General features: G+C 55.9%; 16 protein-coding genes. All 16 read left to right on the top strand.

Annotated features, from left to right (window positions below):
- The 16 genes from amiB to N7922_RS22315 all read left to right on the top strand — a co-directional run bounded on the left by amiB (position 1) and on the right by N7922_RS22315 (position 17,552).
- A complete protein-coding gene (gene amiB / locus N7922_RS22390) occupies positions 1-1,338 on the top strand; it encodes an N-acetylmuramoyl-L-alanine amidase AmiB (protein WP_263098336.1) in 1,338 nt (445 codons plus the stop codon).
- A 10-nt stretch (positions 1,339-1,348) separates the two neighbouring features.
- Positions 1,349-3,211 (top strand): DNA mismatch repair endonuclease MutL, encoded by a 1,863-nt coding sequence (gene mutL, locus N7922_RS22385; RefSeq protein WP_263098335.1) that lies wholly within the window; start codon positions 1,349-1,351, stop codon positions 3,209-3,211.
- Entirely contained in the window at positions 3,204-4,154 is a 951-nt protein-coding gene (gene miaA, locus N7922_RS22380) for a tRNA (adenosine(37)-N6)-dimethylallyltransferase MiaA (protein ID WP_263100981.1), read from the top strand. Before mutL ends, miaA begins: the two co-directional genes overlap by 8 nt.
- Before the next feature lie 97 nt (positions 4,155-4,251).
- Complete coding sequence (gene hfq, locus N7922_RS22375; protein WP_007372739.1) at positions 4,252-4,557, top strand: RNA chaperone Hfq; 306 nt, start codon at positions 4,252-4,254, stop codon at positions 4,555-4,557.
- A 74-nt stretch (positions 4,558-4,631) separates the two neighbouring features.
- Positions 4,632-5,912: a ribosome rescue GTPase HflX gene (gene hflX, locus N7922_RS22370; RefSeq protein ID WP_263098334.1), complete on the top strand. Its 1,281-nt coding sequence runs from the start codon at positions 4,632-4,634 to the stop codon at positions 5,910-5,912.
- Positions 5,913-5,999: 87 nt separating this feature from the next.
- On the top strand, positions 6,000-7,256 hold the full coding sequence (hflK, locus tag N7922_RS22365; protein ID WP_263098333.1) for an FtsH protease activity modulator HflK: 1,257 nt from the start codon (positions 6,000-6,002) through the stop codon (positions 7,254-7,256).
- 2 nt (positions 7,257-7,258) lie between these two features.
- Positions 7,259-8,263, top strand: a complete 1,005-nt coding sequence (gene hflC / locus N7922_RS22360) for a protease modulator HflC (protein ID WP_061498460.1) — start codon at positions 7,259-7,261, stop codon at positions 8,261-8,263.
- Between the two features lie 77 nt (positions 8,264-8,340).
- Positions 8,341-8,538, top strand: coding sequence for a DUF2065 domain-containing protein (locus N7922_RS22355; protein ID WP_061498457.1), 198 nt, complete (start codon positions 8,341-8,343; stop codon positions 8,536-8,538).
- A gap of 102 nt (positions 8,539-8,640) precedes the next feature.
- Positions 8,641-9,939, top strand: coding sequence for an adenylosuccinate synthase (purA, locus tag N7922_RS22350; protein ID WP_263098332.1), 1,299 nt, complete (start codon positions 8,641-8,643; stop codon positions 9,937-9,939).
- A gap of 151 nt (positions 9,940-10,090) precedes the next feature.
- On the top strand, positions 10,091-10,516 hold the full coding sequence (gene nsrR / locus N7922_RS22345) for a nitric oxide-sensing transcriptional repressor NsrR (RefSeq protein ID WP_061498452.1): 426 nt from the start codon (positions 10,091-10,093) through the stop codon (positions 10,514-10,516).
- 38 nt (positions 10,517-10,554) lie between these two features.
- Positions 10,555-12,990: a ribonuclease R gene (rnr, locus tag N7922_RS22340; protein WP_263098331.1), complete on the top strand. Its 2,436-nt coding sequence runs from the start codon at positions 10,555-10,557 to the stop codon at positions 12,988-12,990.
- A gap of 183 nt (positions 12,991-13,173) precedes the next feature.
- Entirely contained in the window at positions 13,174-14,190 is a 1,017-nt protein-coding gene (locus N7922_RS22335; RefSeq protein WP_263098330.1) for a D-cysteine desulfhydrase, read from the top strand.
- Complete coding sequence (locus N7922_RS22330) at positions 14,183-14,935, top strand: aspartate/glutamate racemase family protein (RefSeq protein WP_263098329.1); 753 nt, start codon at positions 14,183-14,185, stop codon at positions 14,933-14,935. Before N7922_RS22335 ends, N7922_RS22330 begins: the two co-directional genes overlap by 8 nt.
- A 63-nt stretch (positions 14,936-14,998) precedes the next feature.
- Positions 14,999-16,006, top strand: a complete 1,008-nt coding sequence (locus N7922_RS22325) for a glycine betaine ABC transporter substrate-binding protein (protein ID WP_263098328.1) — start codon at positions 14,999-15,001, stop codon at positions 16,004-16,006.
- Positions 16,003-16,773, top strand: a complete 771-nt coding sequence (locus tag N7922_RS22320; RefSeq protein WP_263098327.1) for an ABC transporter permease — start codon at positions 16,003-16,005, stop codon at positions 16,771-16,773. Before N7922_RS22325 ends, N7922_RS22320 begins: the two co-directional genes overlap by 4 nt.
- Positions 16,773-17,552 carry an ABC transporter ATP-binding protein gene (locus N7922_RS22315; RefSeq protein WP_263098326.1) on the top strand — a complete coding sequence of 260 codons (780 nt, stop codon included), beginning with the start codon at positions 16,773-16,775 and terminating at the stop codon, positions 17,550-17,552. The genes N7922_RS22320 and N7922_RS22315 overlap by 1 nt, the downstream gene beginning before the upstream one ends.
- Positions 17,553-17,637 lie beyond the last annotated feature (85 nt).

Below are 17,637 nucleotides of genomic sequence, written 5' to 3'. Positions count from 1 at the left end.
ATGATCTCTCGCGTTAAAGGTTGGTTGGCGGCTGCGTTCTTACTGCTTTGTACGCAGGCGGGGGCGGCAAGTCTGGCGGATATTCAGGTCTCCAATGGCGATAGCCAGGCGCGTATCACTTTCAGCTTTATGGGCGATCCTGAATATGCGTTTACGCAGCAGGATAAGCGTAGCGTCGCGCTGGATATCAAACAGACCGGCATTATCCAGGGCTTACCGCTGCAGTTTAGCGGCAACAATCTGGTCAAAAGTATCCGCGCCGGGGCGGCAAAAGATAATCAGTCGATCCGTCTGGTGGTGGATTTAACGCAAAATGGCAAAACCCGGGCGGTGAAGCAGCAAAGCGGCGCGGGTTACAACGTGGTCTTTACGATTGATGCCGATGTGCCGCCACCACCACCGCCTAAAGCGGTGGTGCAGCGTAACGATACGTCTGTTTTTACCTCTCGTCCGGCGCAGCCTTCAACGCCTGCGCGCAATCCGTTTAAAGCGGATAACGATCGCATTACCAGCGTGACCAGCAGTAATACGGTGACCCGCCCGGCGGTGCAGACACGCGCTGTATCCGGTGACAAAGTGGTTATCGCCATTGATGCCGGGCACGGTGGTCAGGATCCCGGTGCGATTGGCGCAGGCGGAACACAAGAGAAAAACGTGACCATCTCCATCGCCCGTAAATTGCGTGCGTTGTTGAATGATGACCCGATGTTCAAACCGGTGATGACCCGCGACGGCGACTATTTTATTTCGGTGATGGGGCGTTCCGATGTGGCGCGTAAGCAGAACGCTAATTTCCTGGTTTCTATCCATGCGGACGCTGCGCCGAATCGCGATGCAACCGGTGCCTCGGTATGGGTACTGTCAAACCGCCGGGCAAACAGTGAAATGGCGGGCTGGCTGGAACAGCATGAGAAACAATCGGAACTGTTGGGCGGTGCCGGGGATGTGCTGGCCAATAGCCAGTCTGACCCCTATCTGAGCCAGGCGGTGCTGGATTTACAATTCGGCCATTCCCAGCGCGTCGGTTATGATGTCGCCACCAGTATGCTGGGCCAGCTTGAGCGTGTGGGCGCGTTACATAAGCGTCGCCCGGAACACGCCAGCTTAGGTGTGCTGCGCTCCCCGGATATCCCTTCTGTGCTGGTTGAAACGGGCTTTATCAGTAATTCCGCAGAAGAGCGTTTGTTGGGGAGCGACAATTACCAACAACAGATCGCTGAAGCGATATACGGCGGTCTGCGTAACTATTTCCTCGCACATCCGTTGCAGTCCGCGCCACAAAGCGGAGGCGGGCAGACAGCCAGCGCCGCGGCGCCTGCGAACGGTCTGCTTAACTAAGGATATTTTCATGCCGATACAGGTTCTGCCGCCGCAGCTTGCGAACCAAATCGCCGCTGGCGAAGTGGTAGAGCGCCCTGCGTCGGTGGTGAAAGAGCTGGTTGAAAACAGCCTTGATGCAGGCGCTACGCGAATCGATATTGATATTGAACGTGGCGGCGCCAAGCTTATCCGTATCCGCGATAACGGCAGCGGCATCAACAAAGAGGAGCTGGCACTGGCGCTGGCGCGTCACGCCACCAGTAAAATTGCCTCGCTGGACGATCTTGAGGCCATTATTAGCCTCGGGTTCCGTGGCGAAGCGCTGGCCAGTATCAGCTCTGTTTCCCGTTTAACGCTCACCTCCCGTACTGCGGAACAGCAAGAAGCGTGGCAGGCCTACGCCGAAGGGCGTGATATGGCAGTGACGGTCAAACCCGCTGCTCACCCGGTGGGCACCACGCTGGAAGTGCTGGATCTGTTCTACAACACGCCGGCGCGCCGCAAGTTTATGCGCACGGAAAAAACCGAATTCAACCATATTGATGAGGTTATCCGTCGTATTGCGCTGGCGCGTTTTGATGTCGCTATCAATCTCACGCATAACGGTAAGCTGGTGCGTCAGTACCGCGCGGTCGCTGAAGGCGGGCAAAAAGAGCGCCGTCTTGGGGCGATTTGCGGCACTGCCTTTCTTGAACAAGCGCTGGCCATTGAGTGGCAGCATGGCGATTTATCCCTGCGCGGCTGGGTGGCGGATCCTAAACAGACCACGACGGCTTTTGCTGAGATCCAGTACTGCTATGTGAACAGTCGAATGATGCGCGACCGGTTGATCAATCACGCAATCCGACAGGCCTGTGAAGATAAACTGGGCGCTGATCAGCAACCCGCTTTCGTGCTCTACCTGGAGATCGATCCGCATCAGGTGGACGTCAATGTGCACCCGGCGAAGCATGAAGTGCGCTTCCATCAATCGCGACTGGTGCATGATTTTATCTACCAGGGGGTGCTCAGCGTGCTGCAACAGCAGCTCGACGCACCCTTGCCGCTAACAGACGAACCTGCGCCACGAGCGTTGCCGGAGAACCGAGTGGCGGCAGGGCGTAACCAGTTTTCTCAACCGCTGGTCGCTCGTGAACCGGATGCCCCGCGCATGCCAACCGGCACCGCTCCGGCTCCCCGCAACAGCAGCAGTACGGGCACGACGCCCACCTGGCCGCATGCGCAACCGGGTTACCAAAAGCAGCAGGGCGCGCTGTATCGTCAGTTGCTGGATACGCCTGCCGTGGAGCGCAAAAATGAAGCGCCACAGCCCGCAGCGCCCGCGCTGGAAGGGCACAGCCAGAGTTTTGGCCGCGTTTTAACGCTGATCGCGCCGCACTACGCACTGCTTGAGCGTAACGGGCTGCTGGCATTGCTGGCGCTTCCCGTCGCGGAGCGTTGGTTACGCCATGCTCAGCTTTCCCCTGCCAATGCGCCCGCCTGCGGGCAGCCGTTGCTGATTCCGGTGCGTTTAAAAATTTCGGCGCAGGAGAGCGCGGCGTTGAAACAGGCACAGCCGGTGTTGGAAAAAATGGGCATTGAATTTGTACCGGATGGCCAGCACGTGACCATTCGTGCCGTGCCTTTACCCTTGCGCCAACAAAATTTACAAATCTTGATTCCTGAACTGATAGGCTACCTGGCGCAGCAGACAAGCATTGATGCGGTGAATATTGCCCAGTGGCTGGCTCGTCATCTGGCGAGCGATCATCCGCAATGGAGTGTGGCGCAGGCTATTACCCTGCTGGCCGACGTCGAACGGCTTTGTCCGCATCTGGTGAAGTCCCCACCGGATGGTTTATTACAACCTGTTGATTTACAAACGGCGATGAACGCCCTGAATGATGAGTGAAGTGAGTAAGGCTGGCCTGCCTAAGGCTATTTTTCTGATGGGGCCGACGGCCTCGGGTAAAACGGCATTAGCCATTGCGTTGCGTAAAGTTTTGCCTGTTGAGTTGATAAGCGTGGATTCTGCCCTTATCTATCAGGGCATGGATATCGGTACCGCAAAGCCGAACGCGGAAGAGTTAAACGCCGCTCCACACCGGTTGTTGGATATTCTCGACCCGGCGCAGGCGTATTCCGCAGCGGATTTCCGCCGCGATGCGTTGGCGGAAATGCGTGCGATCACCGAAGCAGGACGCATTCCGCTGCTGGTGGGCGGTACGATGCTCTACTTTAAGGCGCTGCTGGAGGGGCTATCGCCCTTGCCATCCGCGGATGCAAAAGTCAGAGCAGAGATTGAAAAACAAGCGGCAGAGCGTGGATGGGAAGCGTTGCACCAGCAGTTGCGGGAGATCGATCCGGTTGCTGCAGCGCGGATTCATCCAAATGATCCGCAAAGGCTTTCCCGGGCACTGGAAGTTTTTTTCATTTCGGGTAAAACTTTAACAGATCTGACGCAAACGTCGGGAGACGCTCTGCCTTACCAGGTGCATCAGTTCGCCATCGCCCCGGCGAGCCGTGAACTGCTCCATCAACGCATTGAGCAGCGGTTTCATCAGATGTTGGCTTCAGGTTTTGAAGCAGAAGTGCGGGCGCTTTTTGCTCGCGGAGATTTGCATACGGAGATGCCTTCCATTCGTTGTGTGGGATACCGCCAGATGTGGTCGTATCTTGAAGGTGAGATTTCATACGATGAAATGGTTTATCGAGGTATTTGCGCCACGAGGCAGTTAGCCAAGCGACAGATGACATGGCTGCGCGGCTGGGATGGCGTCCACTGGTTAGAGAGTGAAAAGCCAGAAAAGTCTTACCAGGACGTGTTACAGGTTGTTCGTGCTATCGCAGGGTGAATGTGTACAATTAAGTCGTATCGTGCGCGAATTTTTTACGCAGTTTTCAGAGCCTTCGGGTTCTAAGTACAAAACAAGCATATAAGGAAAAGATAGAATGGCTAAGGGGCAATCTTTACAAGATCCGTTCCTGAACGCACTGCGTCGGGAACGTGTTCCAGTTTCAATTTATTTGGTGAATGGTATTAAGCTGCAAGGGCAAATTGAGTCTTTCGATCAGTTCGTGATCCTGTTGAAAAACACGGTCAGCCAGATGGTCTATAAGCACGCGATTTCTACTGTTGTTCCATCTCGTCCGGTTTCTCATCACAGCAACAATGCCGGCGGCGGTACCAGCAGTAACTACCATCATGGTAGCAACGCGCAGGGCTCTGCACAGCAGGACGGCGAAGAAACCGAATAAGGTTTTTGCTGTTTATCTACATCGGGGAGCCAGAAAATCTGCGTTCCCCGCTGATCTTTTTTGAGGGTTTACGCTTGTTTGACCGTTATGAAGCCGGTGAGCAGGCGGTACTGGTACACATCTATTTTTCGCAAGACAAAGATATGGAAGACCTCCAGGAGTTTGAATCTCTGGTCTCTTCCGCCGGTGTCGAAGCAATGCAGGTGATTACCGGTAGCCGTAAAGCACCGCACCCTAAGTATTTCGTTGGCGAAGGTAAAGCAGTTGAAATTGCGGATGCCGTAAAAGCCGTGGGTGCTTCCGTTGTGCTCTTTGATCATGCGCTGACCCCAGCCCAGGAACGTAACCTGGAAAGACTGTGCGAGTGCCGTGTTATCGATCGCACCGGTCTGATTTTGGATATTTTTGCCCAGCGTGCTCGTACGCACGAGGGGAAATTGCAGGTTGAACTGGCGCAGTTGCGCCACCTGGCAACGCGTCTGGTGCGTGGCTGGACCCACCTTGAACGACAAAAAGGCGGGATTGGTTTGCGCGGTCCGGGTGAAACCCAGCTCGAAACCGACCGTCGTTTGTTGCGTAATCGTATTACCCAGATCCTGGCGCGCCTTGAGAAGGTTGAAAAGCAGCGTGAACAAGGGCGTCGCTCCCGCACGAAAGCCGATATCCCAACGGTTTCGCTGGTGGGTTATACCAACGCCGGCAAGTCGACGCTGTTTAACCACATCACCGAAGCGCAGGTGTATGCGGCAGACCAACTGTTCGCAACGCTGGATCCCACGCTGCGTCGTATCGATGTGGCGGATGTCGGGGAAACGGTGCTGGCGGATACCGTAGGGTTTATCCGCCATCTGCCACACGACCTGGTGGCGGCATTTAAAGCGACCTTGCAGGAGACGCGTCAGGCGACGCTGCTGATGCATGTGATCGACGCCGCCGATGCCCGTGTGCAGGAAAACATTGACGCAGTGAATACGGTGCTTGAAGAGATTGAAGCGCACGAGATCCCGACGCTGCTGGTCATGAACAAGATCGATATGCTGGAAGACTTCGAGCCGCGTATCGACAGGGATGAAGAGAATAAACCAATCCGCGTCTGGCTCTCTGCGCAGACCGGTGTTGGCGTACCACTGTTATTCCAGGCTTTGACGGAGCGTCTTGCCGGGGAAGTGGCGCAGCACACGCTGCGTTTGCCTCCGCAGGAAGGGCGACTGAGAAGTCGGTTTTATCAGCTTCAGGCAATAGAAAAAGAGTGGATGGAAGACGATGGCAGCGTAGGTATGCAGGTGCGTATGCCGATTGTCGACTGGCGTCGACTCTGTAAACAAGAACCGGCACTCGAAGAGTACGTCGTCTGACCGGCACAGGCCTGAAGATTTTTCCCCTTTGGGGGTGCCCGCCAGTTCGGGCATACACCGCACGATAGACATATATGGAGCACATACATGGCGTGGAATCAGCCCGGTAACAACGGACAAGACCGCGACCCGTGGGGAAGCAGCAAACCAGGCGGCAACTCTGAGGGAAATGGAAACAAAGGCGGTCGCGATCAGGGGCCACCTGATCTGGATGATATCTTCCGCAAACTGAGCAAAAAACTCGGTGGTTTGGGCGGGGGTAAGAGCTCAGGCGGCGGCAATCCAGGTTCTTCTGGCCCGCGAGGTAATATGGGCGGGCGTGTTGTCGGTATCGTTGCCGCAGCCGCCGTGATTATCTGGGCTGCTACCGGGTTCTACACCATCAAAGAAGCGGAACGCGGCGTGGTTACCCGCTTTGGTAAGTTCAGCCACCTGGTGGAGCCGGGTCTGAACTGGAAGCCGACCTTCATTGATAATGTCACCGCCGTCAACGTCGAGTCCGTGCGTGAACTGGCCGCGTCCGGCGTCATGCTCACCTCTGATGAGAACGTGGTTCGCGTTGAGATGAACGTGCAATACCGCGTGACCGATCCGGAGCGTTACCTGTTCAGCGTGACCAGCGCCGACGACAGCCTGCGTCAGGCGACGGACAGCGCCCTGCGCGGTGTGATCGGTAAATACGTGATGGATCGTATTTTGACCGAAGGCCGTACCGTTATTCGTAGCGATACCCAGCGTGAGCTGGAAGAGACCATTCGTCCGTATAACATGGGTATCACACTGCTGGACGTTAACTTCCAGGCCGCTCGTCCGCCGGAAGAGGTGAAAGCCGCGTTTGATGATGCTATCGCCGCCCGTGAAAACGAGCAGCAATATATTCGTGAAGCGGAAGCGTACACCAACGAAGTTCAGCCGCGTGCTAATGGTCAGGCGCAGCGTATCCTCGAAGAGGCGCGCGCCTATAAAACGCAGACCATTCTGGAAGCACAGGGTGAAGTAGCTCGCTTTGCGAAGCTGCTGCCGGAATACAAAGCCGCGCCGGAAATTACCCGTGAGCGTCTGTATATCGAGACCATGGAAAAAGTGCTGAGCCATACCCGCAAAGTGCTGGTTAACGACAAAGGCGGCAATCTGATGGTGCTGCCGCTGGACCAGATGCTGAAAGGCGGCAATGCGCCTGCGGCAAAGAGTGACAGCAGTGGCGCGAACAACTTGCTGCGCCTGCCGCCTGCGTCTAACTCTGGCAGCAGTGCGAACAGCGCCCCCGCAACGTCTGCGGGAGACATCATGGACCAACGCCGCGTTAACGCGCAGCGTAACGACTACCAGCGTCAGGGGGAATAACGATGCGTAAGTCAGTTATCGCGATCATCATCATCGTGCTGGTAGTGCTCTACACCTCAATTTTTGTGGTGAAAGAAGGTGAGCGTGGCATTTCACTGCGCTTTGGTAAAGTCCTGCGCGACGATGACAACAAACCGTTGGTGTTTGCGCCAGGTCTGCACTTCAAACTGCCATTTATTGAATCGGTTAAAATGCTGGATGCTCGTATCCAGACCATGGATAACCAGGCGGATCGCTTTGTCACCAAAGAGAAGAAAGATCTGATCGTCGACTCCTACATTAAGTGGCGCATCAGTGATTTCAGCCGCTACTATCTGGCGACCGGCGGCGGTGACGTCTCCCAGGCGGAAGTTCTGCTGAAACGTAAGTTCTCTGACCGTCTGCGTTCTGAAATCGGTCGTCTGGATGTGCGTGACATCGTGACCGACTCCCGTGGTCGTTTGACGCTGGAAGTGCGTGATGCGCTGAACTCCGGTTCCGCAGGCACCGAAGATGAAGTGTCGACCCCGGCGGCGGATGATGCGATTGCCAAAGCCGCTGAGCGCGTCACCGAAGAAACGAACGGCAAAGTACCGGTCATTAACCCGAACAGTATGGCGGCGTTAGGTATTGAAGTGGTGGATGTGCGTATCAAGCAGATCAACCTGCCGACCGAAGTGTCCGAGGCGATTTACAACCGTATGCGCGCCGAGCGTGAAGCGGTAGCCCGTCGTCACCGTTCGCAAGGTCAGGAAGAGGCGGAAAAACTGCGCGCCACTGCGGATTACGAAGTGACCAAAACGTTGGCGGAATCTGAGCGTCAGGGGCGTATCCTGCGCGGTGAAGGCGATGCGGAAGCGGCGAAGCTGTTTGCCGATGCCTTTAGCCAGGATCCGGACTTCTATGCCTTTATCCGTAGCCTGCGCGCGTATGAAAGCAGCTTCGAGAGCAACCAGGATGTGATGGTGCTCAGCCCGGACAGCGATTTCTTCCGTTATATGAAGACACCGAGTTCCGCGACACGCTAAGATAGCGTCAGCGGTTTTCATGATAAAAAACCACCGCCCGACTTAAGGCGGTGGTTTTCTTTTTGGAAGGATCAGGAATGAATTCAACAATCTGGCTTGCCCTGGCGCTGGTACTGGTGTTTGAAGGCCTTGGCCCGATGTTCTATCCGCGCGCATGGCGTCGCATGATTGCCTCCTTGAGCCTGCTGCCGGATCATATTTTGCGTCGTTTTGGCGGTGGGCTTGTGGTTGCGGGAGTGGTGATCTACTACATGTTGAGGAAAACGATTGGCTGAAGCAAAAGAGGGCATTTTGCTGCCATTTTGCCCGGAAAAAGTGCTGAATCTGAAAAAAAGCGGTGGTAGAATCCATTTTTAAGCAAACGGTGATTTTGAAAAATGGGTAACAACGTCGTCGTACTGGGCACCCAATGGGGTGACGAAGGTAAAGGGAAGATTGTCGATCTTCTGACTGAACGGGCTAAATATGTTGTGCGCTACCAGGGCGGTCACAACGCAGGCCATACTCTCGTAATCAACGGTGAAAAAACCGTCCTCCATCTTATTCCATCAGGCATTCTTCGTGAAAACGTCACCAGCATCATCGGTAACGGTGTCGTGCTGTCTCCAGCTGCGCTGATGAAAGAGATGAAAGAACTGGAAGACCGTGGTATCCCGGTTCGTGAACGTCTGCTGCTGTCTGAAGCATGCCCGTTAATCCTCGATTATCACGTTGCGCTGGACGTCGCGCGTGAAAAAGCGCGTGGAGCGAAAGCCATCGGCACCACTGGCCGCGGTATCGGGCCAGCATACGAAGACAAAGTTGCTCGTCGCGGTCTGCGCGTTGGCGACCTGTTCGATAAAGCGACTTTCGCCGATAAACTGAAAGAAGTGATGGAATATCACAACTTCCAGTTAGTGAACTTCTACAAAGTGGAAGCAGTTGACTACCAGAAAGTGCTGGACGATGTGATGGCGATTGCCGACATCCTGACCGCGATGGTCGTCGATGTTTCCGATCTGCTGGATCAGGCGCGCAAACGCGGCGACTTCGTGATGTTTGAAGGCGCACAGGGTACGCTGCTGGATATCGACCACGGTACTTATCCGTACGTCACCTCTTCTAACACTACCGCAGGCGGCGTCGCCACCGGTTCCGGCCTTGGCCCACGTTATGTTGATTACGTACTGGGTATTATCAAAGCTTACTCTACGCGTGTGGGTGCGGGTCCGTTCCCGACCGAACTGTTCGATGATATCGGCGAGTTCCTGTGCAAACAGGGTAACGAATATGGCGCGACCACCGGTCGTCGTCGTCGCACCGGCTGGCTGGATACCGTTGCGGTGCGCCGTGCGGTACAGATCAACTCCCTGTCTGGCTTCTGCCTGACCAAGCTGGACGTGCTGGATGGTTTGAAAGAAGTGAAAATCTGCGTGGGTTACCGCATGCCGGACGGCCGCGAAGTGACCACTACGCCTCTGGCGGCAGACAACTGGGAAGGTATCGAGCCGATTTATGAATCAATGCCTGGCTGGTCTGAATCGACGTTTGGTGTGAAAGAGCGCAGCGGTTTGCCACAGGCAGCGCTGAACTACATCAAACGTATTGAAGAACTTACCGGTGTGCCGATCGATATTATCTCTACCGGGCCGGATCGTACGGAAACGATGATCCTGCGTGACCCGTTCGACGCATAATGCTGTTCCGGGGCGTGTTGATCGCGCCCCGTTTCCTCGCTTTTTTCACCCTTCTGTTCAAATAAATTAGCGGCCTGACAGCTGGCTGGTTTATCATCAATAGAGTTAATACCTGTGGGTATCTCACCCTTTCCCATTTATTGAGGTTGATGTGCAGTTAACAAGCTTTACCGATTACGGTTTACGCGCCCTGATTTACATGGCGTCGCTGCCGGAAGGGCAAATGACCAACATTACTGAAGTAACGGAAACGTATGGTGTGTCCCGTAATCATATGGTTAAGATAATCAATCAGCTCAGTCGTGAAGGCTATGTCGCGGCTGTCCGTGGGAAAAACGGCGGGATTCGCCTGGGTAAACCGGCGCAGGATATTCGTATTGGTGATGTTGTGCGCTCCCTCGAACCCCTTTCGCTGGTCAATTGCAGCAGTGAATTCTGCCATATCACCAGCGCCTGTCGCCTTAAAATGGCGCTTTCCAAAGCCGTGAAAAGTTTTCTCAAGGAGCTGGATAACTACACGCTTGCCGATTTGGTTGAAGAGAATCAACCGCTTTACAAATTATTGCTGGTGGAATGACGAAAATTTCCGCCAGAGCTGACAACGGAGGAACCGCAATGTCACAAGATCCTTTCCTCGAACGCGAATCTGAAAAATACACCAACCCCATTCCCAGCCGCGAATTCATCCTCGATCACTTAGCAAAACGCGAAAAACCCGCCAGCCGGGACGAACTGGCCATTGAGCTGAACATCGAAGGTGAAGAACAAAACGAAGCGCTACGCCGCCGTCTGCGCGCCATGGAGCGCGACGGACAACTGGTCTTTACCCGCCGCCAGTGCTATGCCTTACCGGAACGCCTGGACCTGCTGAAAGGCGTGGTCATTGGCCACCGCGACGGTTACGGCTTCCTGCGTGTAGAAGGGCGTAAAGACGATCTCTACCTCTCCAGCGAACAGATGAAAACCTGCATCCACGGCGATCAGGTACTGGCGCAACCGCTCGGCGCGGATCGCAAAGGCCGTCGCGAAGCGCGCATTGTGCGTATTCTGGTGCCGAAAACCAGCCAGATTGTTGGCCGCTACTTTACCGACGCTGGCGTGGGTTTTGTGGTGCCGGACGACAGCCGGTTGAGCTTTGATATTTTAATCCCGCCGGAAGAGATCATGGGCGCGCGCATGGGCTTTGTGGTGGTGGTGGAGCTGACGCAGCGACCGACCCGTCGCACCAAAGCACTGGGGAAAATCGTCGAAGTGCTTGGCGATAATATGGGAACCGGCATGGCTGTGGATATGGCGCTGCGCACCCATGAAATCCCCTACCTGTGGCCGACAGAAGTTGAAAAACAGATTGCCGGGCTGAAAGAGCAAGTGCCGGAAGAAGCGAAAGTGGGTCGCGTGGATTTACGCGATCTGCCGCTGGTCACCATCGACGGCGAAGATGCCCGCGACTTTGATGACGCCGTGTTCTGCGAGAAGAAACGCGGCGGTGGCTGGCGCTTATGGGTAGCCATTGCTGATGTCAGTTACTACGTGCGCCACGGCACCGCGCTGGATAACGAAGCGCGCAACCGCGGCACGTCGGTCTACTTCCCGTCGCAAGTGGTGCCGATGCTGCCGGAAGTGCTCTCTAACGGTTTGTGTTCCCTGAACCCGCAGGTGGATCGCTTGTGCATGGTCTGCGAAATGACCATCTCAGCAAAAGGCCGTTTAACTGGCTTCAAATTCTACGAAGCGGTGATGAGCTCGCATGCGCGTCTGACCTATACCAAAGTGTGGCATATCCTGCAGGGCGATCAGGATCTGCGCGAGCAGTATGCGCCGTTGGTGAAGCACATCGAAGAGCTGCATAACCTGTATAAAGTCCTCGACCAGGCGCGTGCAGAGCGTGGCGGTATCTCGTTTGAGAGCGAAGAAGCGAAGTTTATCTTCAATGCTGAGCGTCGCATCGAACGTATTGAGCAGACCCAGCGCAACGATGCGCACAAACTGATTGAAGAGTGCATGATCCTCGCCAATATCTCCGCCGCACGCTTTGTGGAGAAAGCCAGCGAGCCTGCGCTGTTCCGTATTCACGATAAACCCTCTAACGATGCGATCACGGCGTTCCGTAGTGTGCTCGCTGAGTTGGGCCTGGAGCTGCCTGGCGGCAACAAACCGGAGCCGCGCGACTATGCAGAGCTGCTGGACTCCATCGCCGATCGTCCGGATCATGAGATGCTGCAAACCATGCTGCTGCGTTCCATGAAGCAGGCGATCTACGATCCGGAAAACCGTGGTCACTTTGGGCTGGCGCTGCAATCCTACGCACACTTTACCTCGCCGATTCGCCGTTACCCGGATCTGTCGCTGCACCGCGCCATTAAATATCTGCTGGCGAAAGAGCAGGGGCTGAAGGGCAACAGCACCGAAACTGGCGGCTGGCACTACAGCATGGAAGAGGTGCTGCAACTGGGCCAGCACTGTTCGATGACCGAACGCCGCGCTGATGAAGCCACGCGTGAAGTGTCGGACTGGCTGAAATGCGACTTTATGCAGGATCAAGTAGGCAACACTTTCCCGGGTGTGATCGCCAGCGTGACCGGCTTTGGTTTCTTTGTGCGCCTGGATGATCTGTTTATTGATGGTCTGGTGCATGTCTCTTCGCTGGATAATGACTACTACCGCTTTGACCAGATTGGCCAGCGTCTGATTGGCGAATCCGGCGGGCAGACTTACCGTTTGGGTGACCGCGTGCAGGTGAAAGTCGAAGCGGTCAATATGGACGAGCGTAAGATCGACTTCTCGCTGATCTCCAGCGAACGCGGTCCGCGTAATGTCGGTAAAACCGAGCGTGAGCGCAGCAAGAAAGGCCCGGCAGGTAAAAAAGTCGCCGGGAAAAAACCGCCGCGCCGCCAGATGGGCAAAAAGGTGAACTTTGAGCCGGACAGCGCCTTCCGTGGCGAGCCGGGGAAAGGCAAACCGAAAAAAGCCAAAAAACCGTCGGCGAAGACGCAAAAAATCGCCGCCGCCACCAAAGCAAAACGTGCGGCGAAAAAGAAAGTCGCGCAGTAATATTCCCGAACCCCTTCCTGTGAAGGGGTTTTTTTATGGTTAGTTATTTTCTGCAAATCGATATTTAGTATTTATCGTTAGCCTGCGCAGCCAGATGTATATAGTGAATACCCATCTCTTATTCACCGAATAAAAACCGAAGCCTTTTCGCTTCGGCATATCTCTGTTTTGCAAGGAGCGATTATGCATCTGGCTCGTTTTCCCCGCCTGACATTAGGTCATTTTCCAACGCCGTTGGAACCGCTGAATAATTTAAGCGCGTTACTGGGTGGCCCCAAATTATGGATCAAACGCGACGACGCCACGGGTCTTGCGACCGGCGGCAATAAAACCCGCAAACTGGAGTTCTTACTGGCGGATGCGCTGGCGTCAAACGCCGACGTCATCATTACCCAGGGGGCGACGCAATCAAACCATGTGCGCCAGACTATCGCCGGGGCGGCGAAACTCGGGTTACCGACCAAAGTGCTGCTGGAAAAGCGGGTGACGGATTTTGGCGAAGAGTATCAGCGTTCCGGCAACATCCTGCTGGACGACTTGCTCGGCGGCGAGATTGTCGCGCATCTGCCGGGCGGTACGGACATGCAGCAGTCCATGGAAGAGCTGGCGCAACAGTTGCGCGAGCAGGGGCACAACCCGTACGTCATTCCCGGTGGCGGTTCCAACCCGATCGGTGCGCTGGGCTACGTTGCCTGTGCTGAAGAACTGCTGTTCCAGTCCTCCCAGTTACGTTTGCGCATTGATAGCGTGGTGCACGCGACCGGCAGCACCGGTACACAAGCCGGGCTGGTGGCCGGGTTCAGCGCCACCAATAGCCAGGTGCCGGTACTGGGCATCAGCGTTCGCGCGCCGAAAGCGAAGCAGGAAGAGAACGTCTGGGCGCTGGCATCGCGCACCCGCGAGCTGCTTGGCGTGAAGGGGGAGCTACCGCGCGAAGCGGTGGTGGCTAACAGTGATTACGTTGGCGATGGCTACGGTCTGCCGACAGAAAGCATGCTGGAAGCGCTGACGCTGTTTGCCCGTCATGAAGGTATTTTGCTTGATCCGGTCTACTCCGGAAAAGGCGCGGCCGGGCTTATTGATTTGATCCGTAAAGGTCACTTTAGCCGTGACGAAAACGTGGTGTTTATTCACACAGGCGGCTCGGCCGGATTATTTGGTTATCGCCAGGTGCTGGAGGCGCACGCCCGCCATGGCTAAGCCCTTTTTGCTCGGCGTGTTGGGCGGCATGGGGCCGCTTGCCACGCTGGATTTCCAGCATAAATTGCTGGATGCCACTCCCGCCGACAGCGATCAGCAGCAACTGCCATCGGTAGTCTGGAATGTGCCGCAGGTTGCCGACAGGCAAAAAGCCCTCGCCGGGCTGGGGCCATCGCCGTTACCGCAATTGCTGCTCGGCATCAAAACGCTTAATCAGGCTGGTGCCAGCCATATTGTGATCCCCTGTAATACGGCGCATCACTGGTTTGATGAACTCAGCCGCGCCAGCGCGGCGCCGTTGCTGCATATTGTTGATGCCACTCTTGAAGGACTGGTGGCGCTGCCGCAAAAACCGCAGCGGGTAGGGCTGATAGCCACACAAGGCACGCTGGATGCGGGTTGGTACCAGCGTGCGCTGGCGCAAAAGGGCATTGAGGTGTTGCTGCCCACCGCAGACGAGTTGCAGCAATGGTTTGTGCCCGGTTGTTATGCGGTGAAGCGCGGTGCGTTGCGTGAAGGCGGCGAGTTGCTGAGCTTACAGGCGCAGGCGCTACTGGCGCGCGGCGCTGATCAATTGCTACTGGCTTGCACCGAGGTGCCGCTTGCACTGCATGCGGTAGCCGCACCGTTTCTTTCTCTGGCCCACGATCCGGCGCAATTACTGGCGCAGCGCTGCGCGGAAATATGGCTTGAATATCGTCATTCTTATTTTCCGCATACCCAAAGCAATAATTGGAATAAATAAAAGAGCCCCCAGTGGATATAGTGATTCAGCGCTAATAACGTCGTTTTTTAAAGGTTGAATAAAATGAAAAAAAGTCTCTGCTTATTATTGGCAGCGGGTAGCTTATGGGCCAACGCCAGCTTCGCCGCCACGCCGACGGAAGTCCGCATCGCGTATAGCGGCGGTTCACAGGTATTAATGCTGGCAAAGGCCGACGGCTCGCTGGATAAAGCCTTACACAGTCCGGTGAAATGGGTGCAATTTGCCTCTGGTGCCGATGCGTTAAGTTATTTCGCCAGTAACGCTATCGATATTGCCAATTTCGGCTCCAGCCCGGCGACTGCGGGTATTGTGCGAAAACTGCCGGTGGAAATTATCGGTGTATCGGGGGTGATTGCCAGTTATGAACGTTTAATTGGCAAAGATGGCATCAACACTATCCGTGATATCGAAGGTAAACGCGTGGCTTACCCGCCAAACTCCACTGCGCAATATGCGCTGGAAGCGGCGATAAGCGTTAACAAACTCGACCGCAGTAAAATAACGCTGTTGCCGCTGCGCCCGGCAGAGATGGTGGCGGCATGGAAACGCGGTGATATTGATGCCGGTTACGTTTGGGCACCGTTCGCTCAGGAACTGGAATCTTCTGGCGGTCATCAGGTGTTTGCCACCAAAGATCTGCAAAAAGAGGGCTACCTGATTTACAACAACTACGTGGTGCGTAAAGCCTTCGCGGAGCAGTACCCGGACGCGGTGACGGCGTTCCTGCGTGTACATCAGCAGAAAGTGGATGAGTTCAAGAAAGATCCCGAACGTGCCGCTGCGATTGTCGCGAAAGAGGTGGGGGCGCCAGTGACCACTGCCGCTAACACCCTTGGCGGGCTGGAATACCCGTCGCTGAGCGAACAAGGGACGGCAGCGTGGCTGGGTAACGGCACGCACACCTCCGACAGCGGTATCGGTAAGGCGTTGAGCAAGACCTCCGATTTCCTTGCCGGGATCGGTGAACTGCGTAAGCGCGATATCCCGGCCAACTGGGATGCGGCGATCGACTCCCGTTATATTCGTGATGCGGCGGCTACCGCGCAATGAAATTGAGTCAACATATCGCTATCAGCGTGCTGTCGGTGGCGGTTTTCTTTGTGCTCTGGCAAGTGGCGGCGACCCGGCAGTGGGTCGATCCATTGCTATTACCATCATTGACCGACATTGGCCTCACGGCGGAAGAGCTGCTGGCGGACGGTTACCGGCAGGTGCCGCTGTGGCAGCATATTGTCGTAAGTCTGGCGCGTGCGTTGAGCGCCTTTGCCGTCGCCATTGCGATTGGTATTCCGTTAGGGCTGTTGATGGGGTTATCCGACGGTCTGTCCGCTGTGCTTAACCCCTTCGTGCAGTTTCTGCGGCCGCTGCCGAAAATCGCCCTGATCCCGCTGGCGGTGGTATGGCTGGGGATTGGTGAAGCCTCGAAATTTTTCCTCATCTTTATCGCCACCTTCTTAAGCGTAGTGGTCGGCGCCAGCGCGGCGGTAGAGCGCATCGGCCGGGCGCGTATCCGCGTAGCGCAAACCCTCGGCGCATCCAGGAGTCAGATTTTCCTGCGTGTGGTACTGCCGGATGCGCTACCGGAACTGTTTACCACCGTACGTCTGTCGATTGGCATCGGCTGGACCTCGCTGATTGCGGCCGAAATGGTGGCGGCCAGTTCTGGCCTGGGGTGGATGGTGATCAACGCCAGCTCTTATCTGCGCACCGACATTGTGATGCTCGGCATTTTGCTGCTGGGCGGCATTGGCTATTTACTGGATTTATTACTGCTGGGGCTGCAACGGTGGTTAGCGCCCTGGGCGGGGAAAGAGTGATGACGGCACATATCGCACTGGAAAATGTCTCCCTGACGTTTGCCGCCAAACCACAGCCGTTTACGGTGCTGGAAGATATTTCGCTGGCGTTGTCGCCAGGGGAATTTGTCGTGCTGCTTGGGCCATCCGGCTGCGGAAAATCCACCATCCTTAACCTGGTGGCGGGGTTTACAAAGCCAGACAGCGGCCAGGTGCTGGCGGGCGGTCAGACGGTGCAACAACCCGGCCCCTCGCGGGGGATGATTTTCCAGCAGCCGAACCTGTTTCCGTGGTTATCGGTGCTGGATAACGTCACCTTTGGCCCGCGGTTGGGAAAACATCACAAAGCGGAGGTGAACGCCCGGGCGCTGGAGTGGCTGGCGCGCGTTGGGCTCAAAGGGTTTGAACACCATGCACCATGGCAGCTTTCTGGCGGTATGAAACAGCGGGTGGCGCTGGCGCGCGCCTGGTTGCCCGGCCCGGATGTGCTGCTGCTGGATGAGCCGTTCGGCGCACTGGACGCACAAACGCGGCTGATGATGCAGGAGCTGTTGCGCGAAGCATGGCTGGAAACCCGTACCACGCTGCTGTTTGTGACCCATGATGTGGAAGAAGCGCTGTTTCTCGCCGACCGCATTCTGGTTATGTCGGCGCGGCCGGGCAAGATCGTTGAGGAAATTACGTTGCCGTTTGGCCGTGACCGTGACATTGAAACCCTTGTCGGGCACCCGCAATACGGCGCTATCAAGCAGCATGTCCTGCACCGGGTCAGGCAGGAGGCGAAACGGCACCTGAGTTAGCGCGGGCGGGTGGTTCGTTCTGGGGCGCGTGTCGGGTATAATGGGGCCAGGTGATGACAATCACGGCCCAATAACGCGGCGCAAA

It is taken from the genome of Kosakonia sp. ML.JS2a (assembly GCF_025642095.1).
Classification (GTDB): domain Bacteria; phylum Pseudomonadota; class Gammaproteobacteria; order Enterobacterales; family Enterobacteriaceae.
This window is presented reverse-complemented; position numbering and strand designations above follow the sequence as displayed.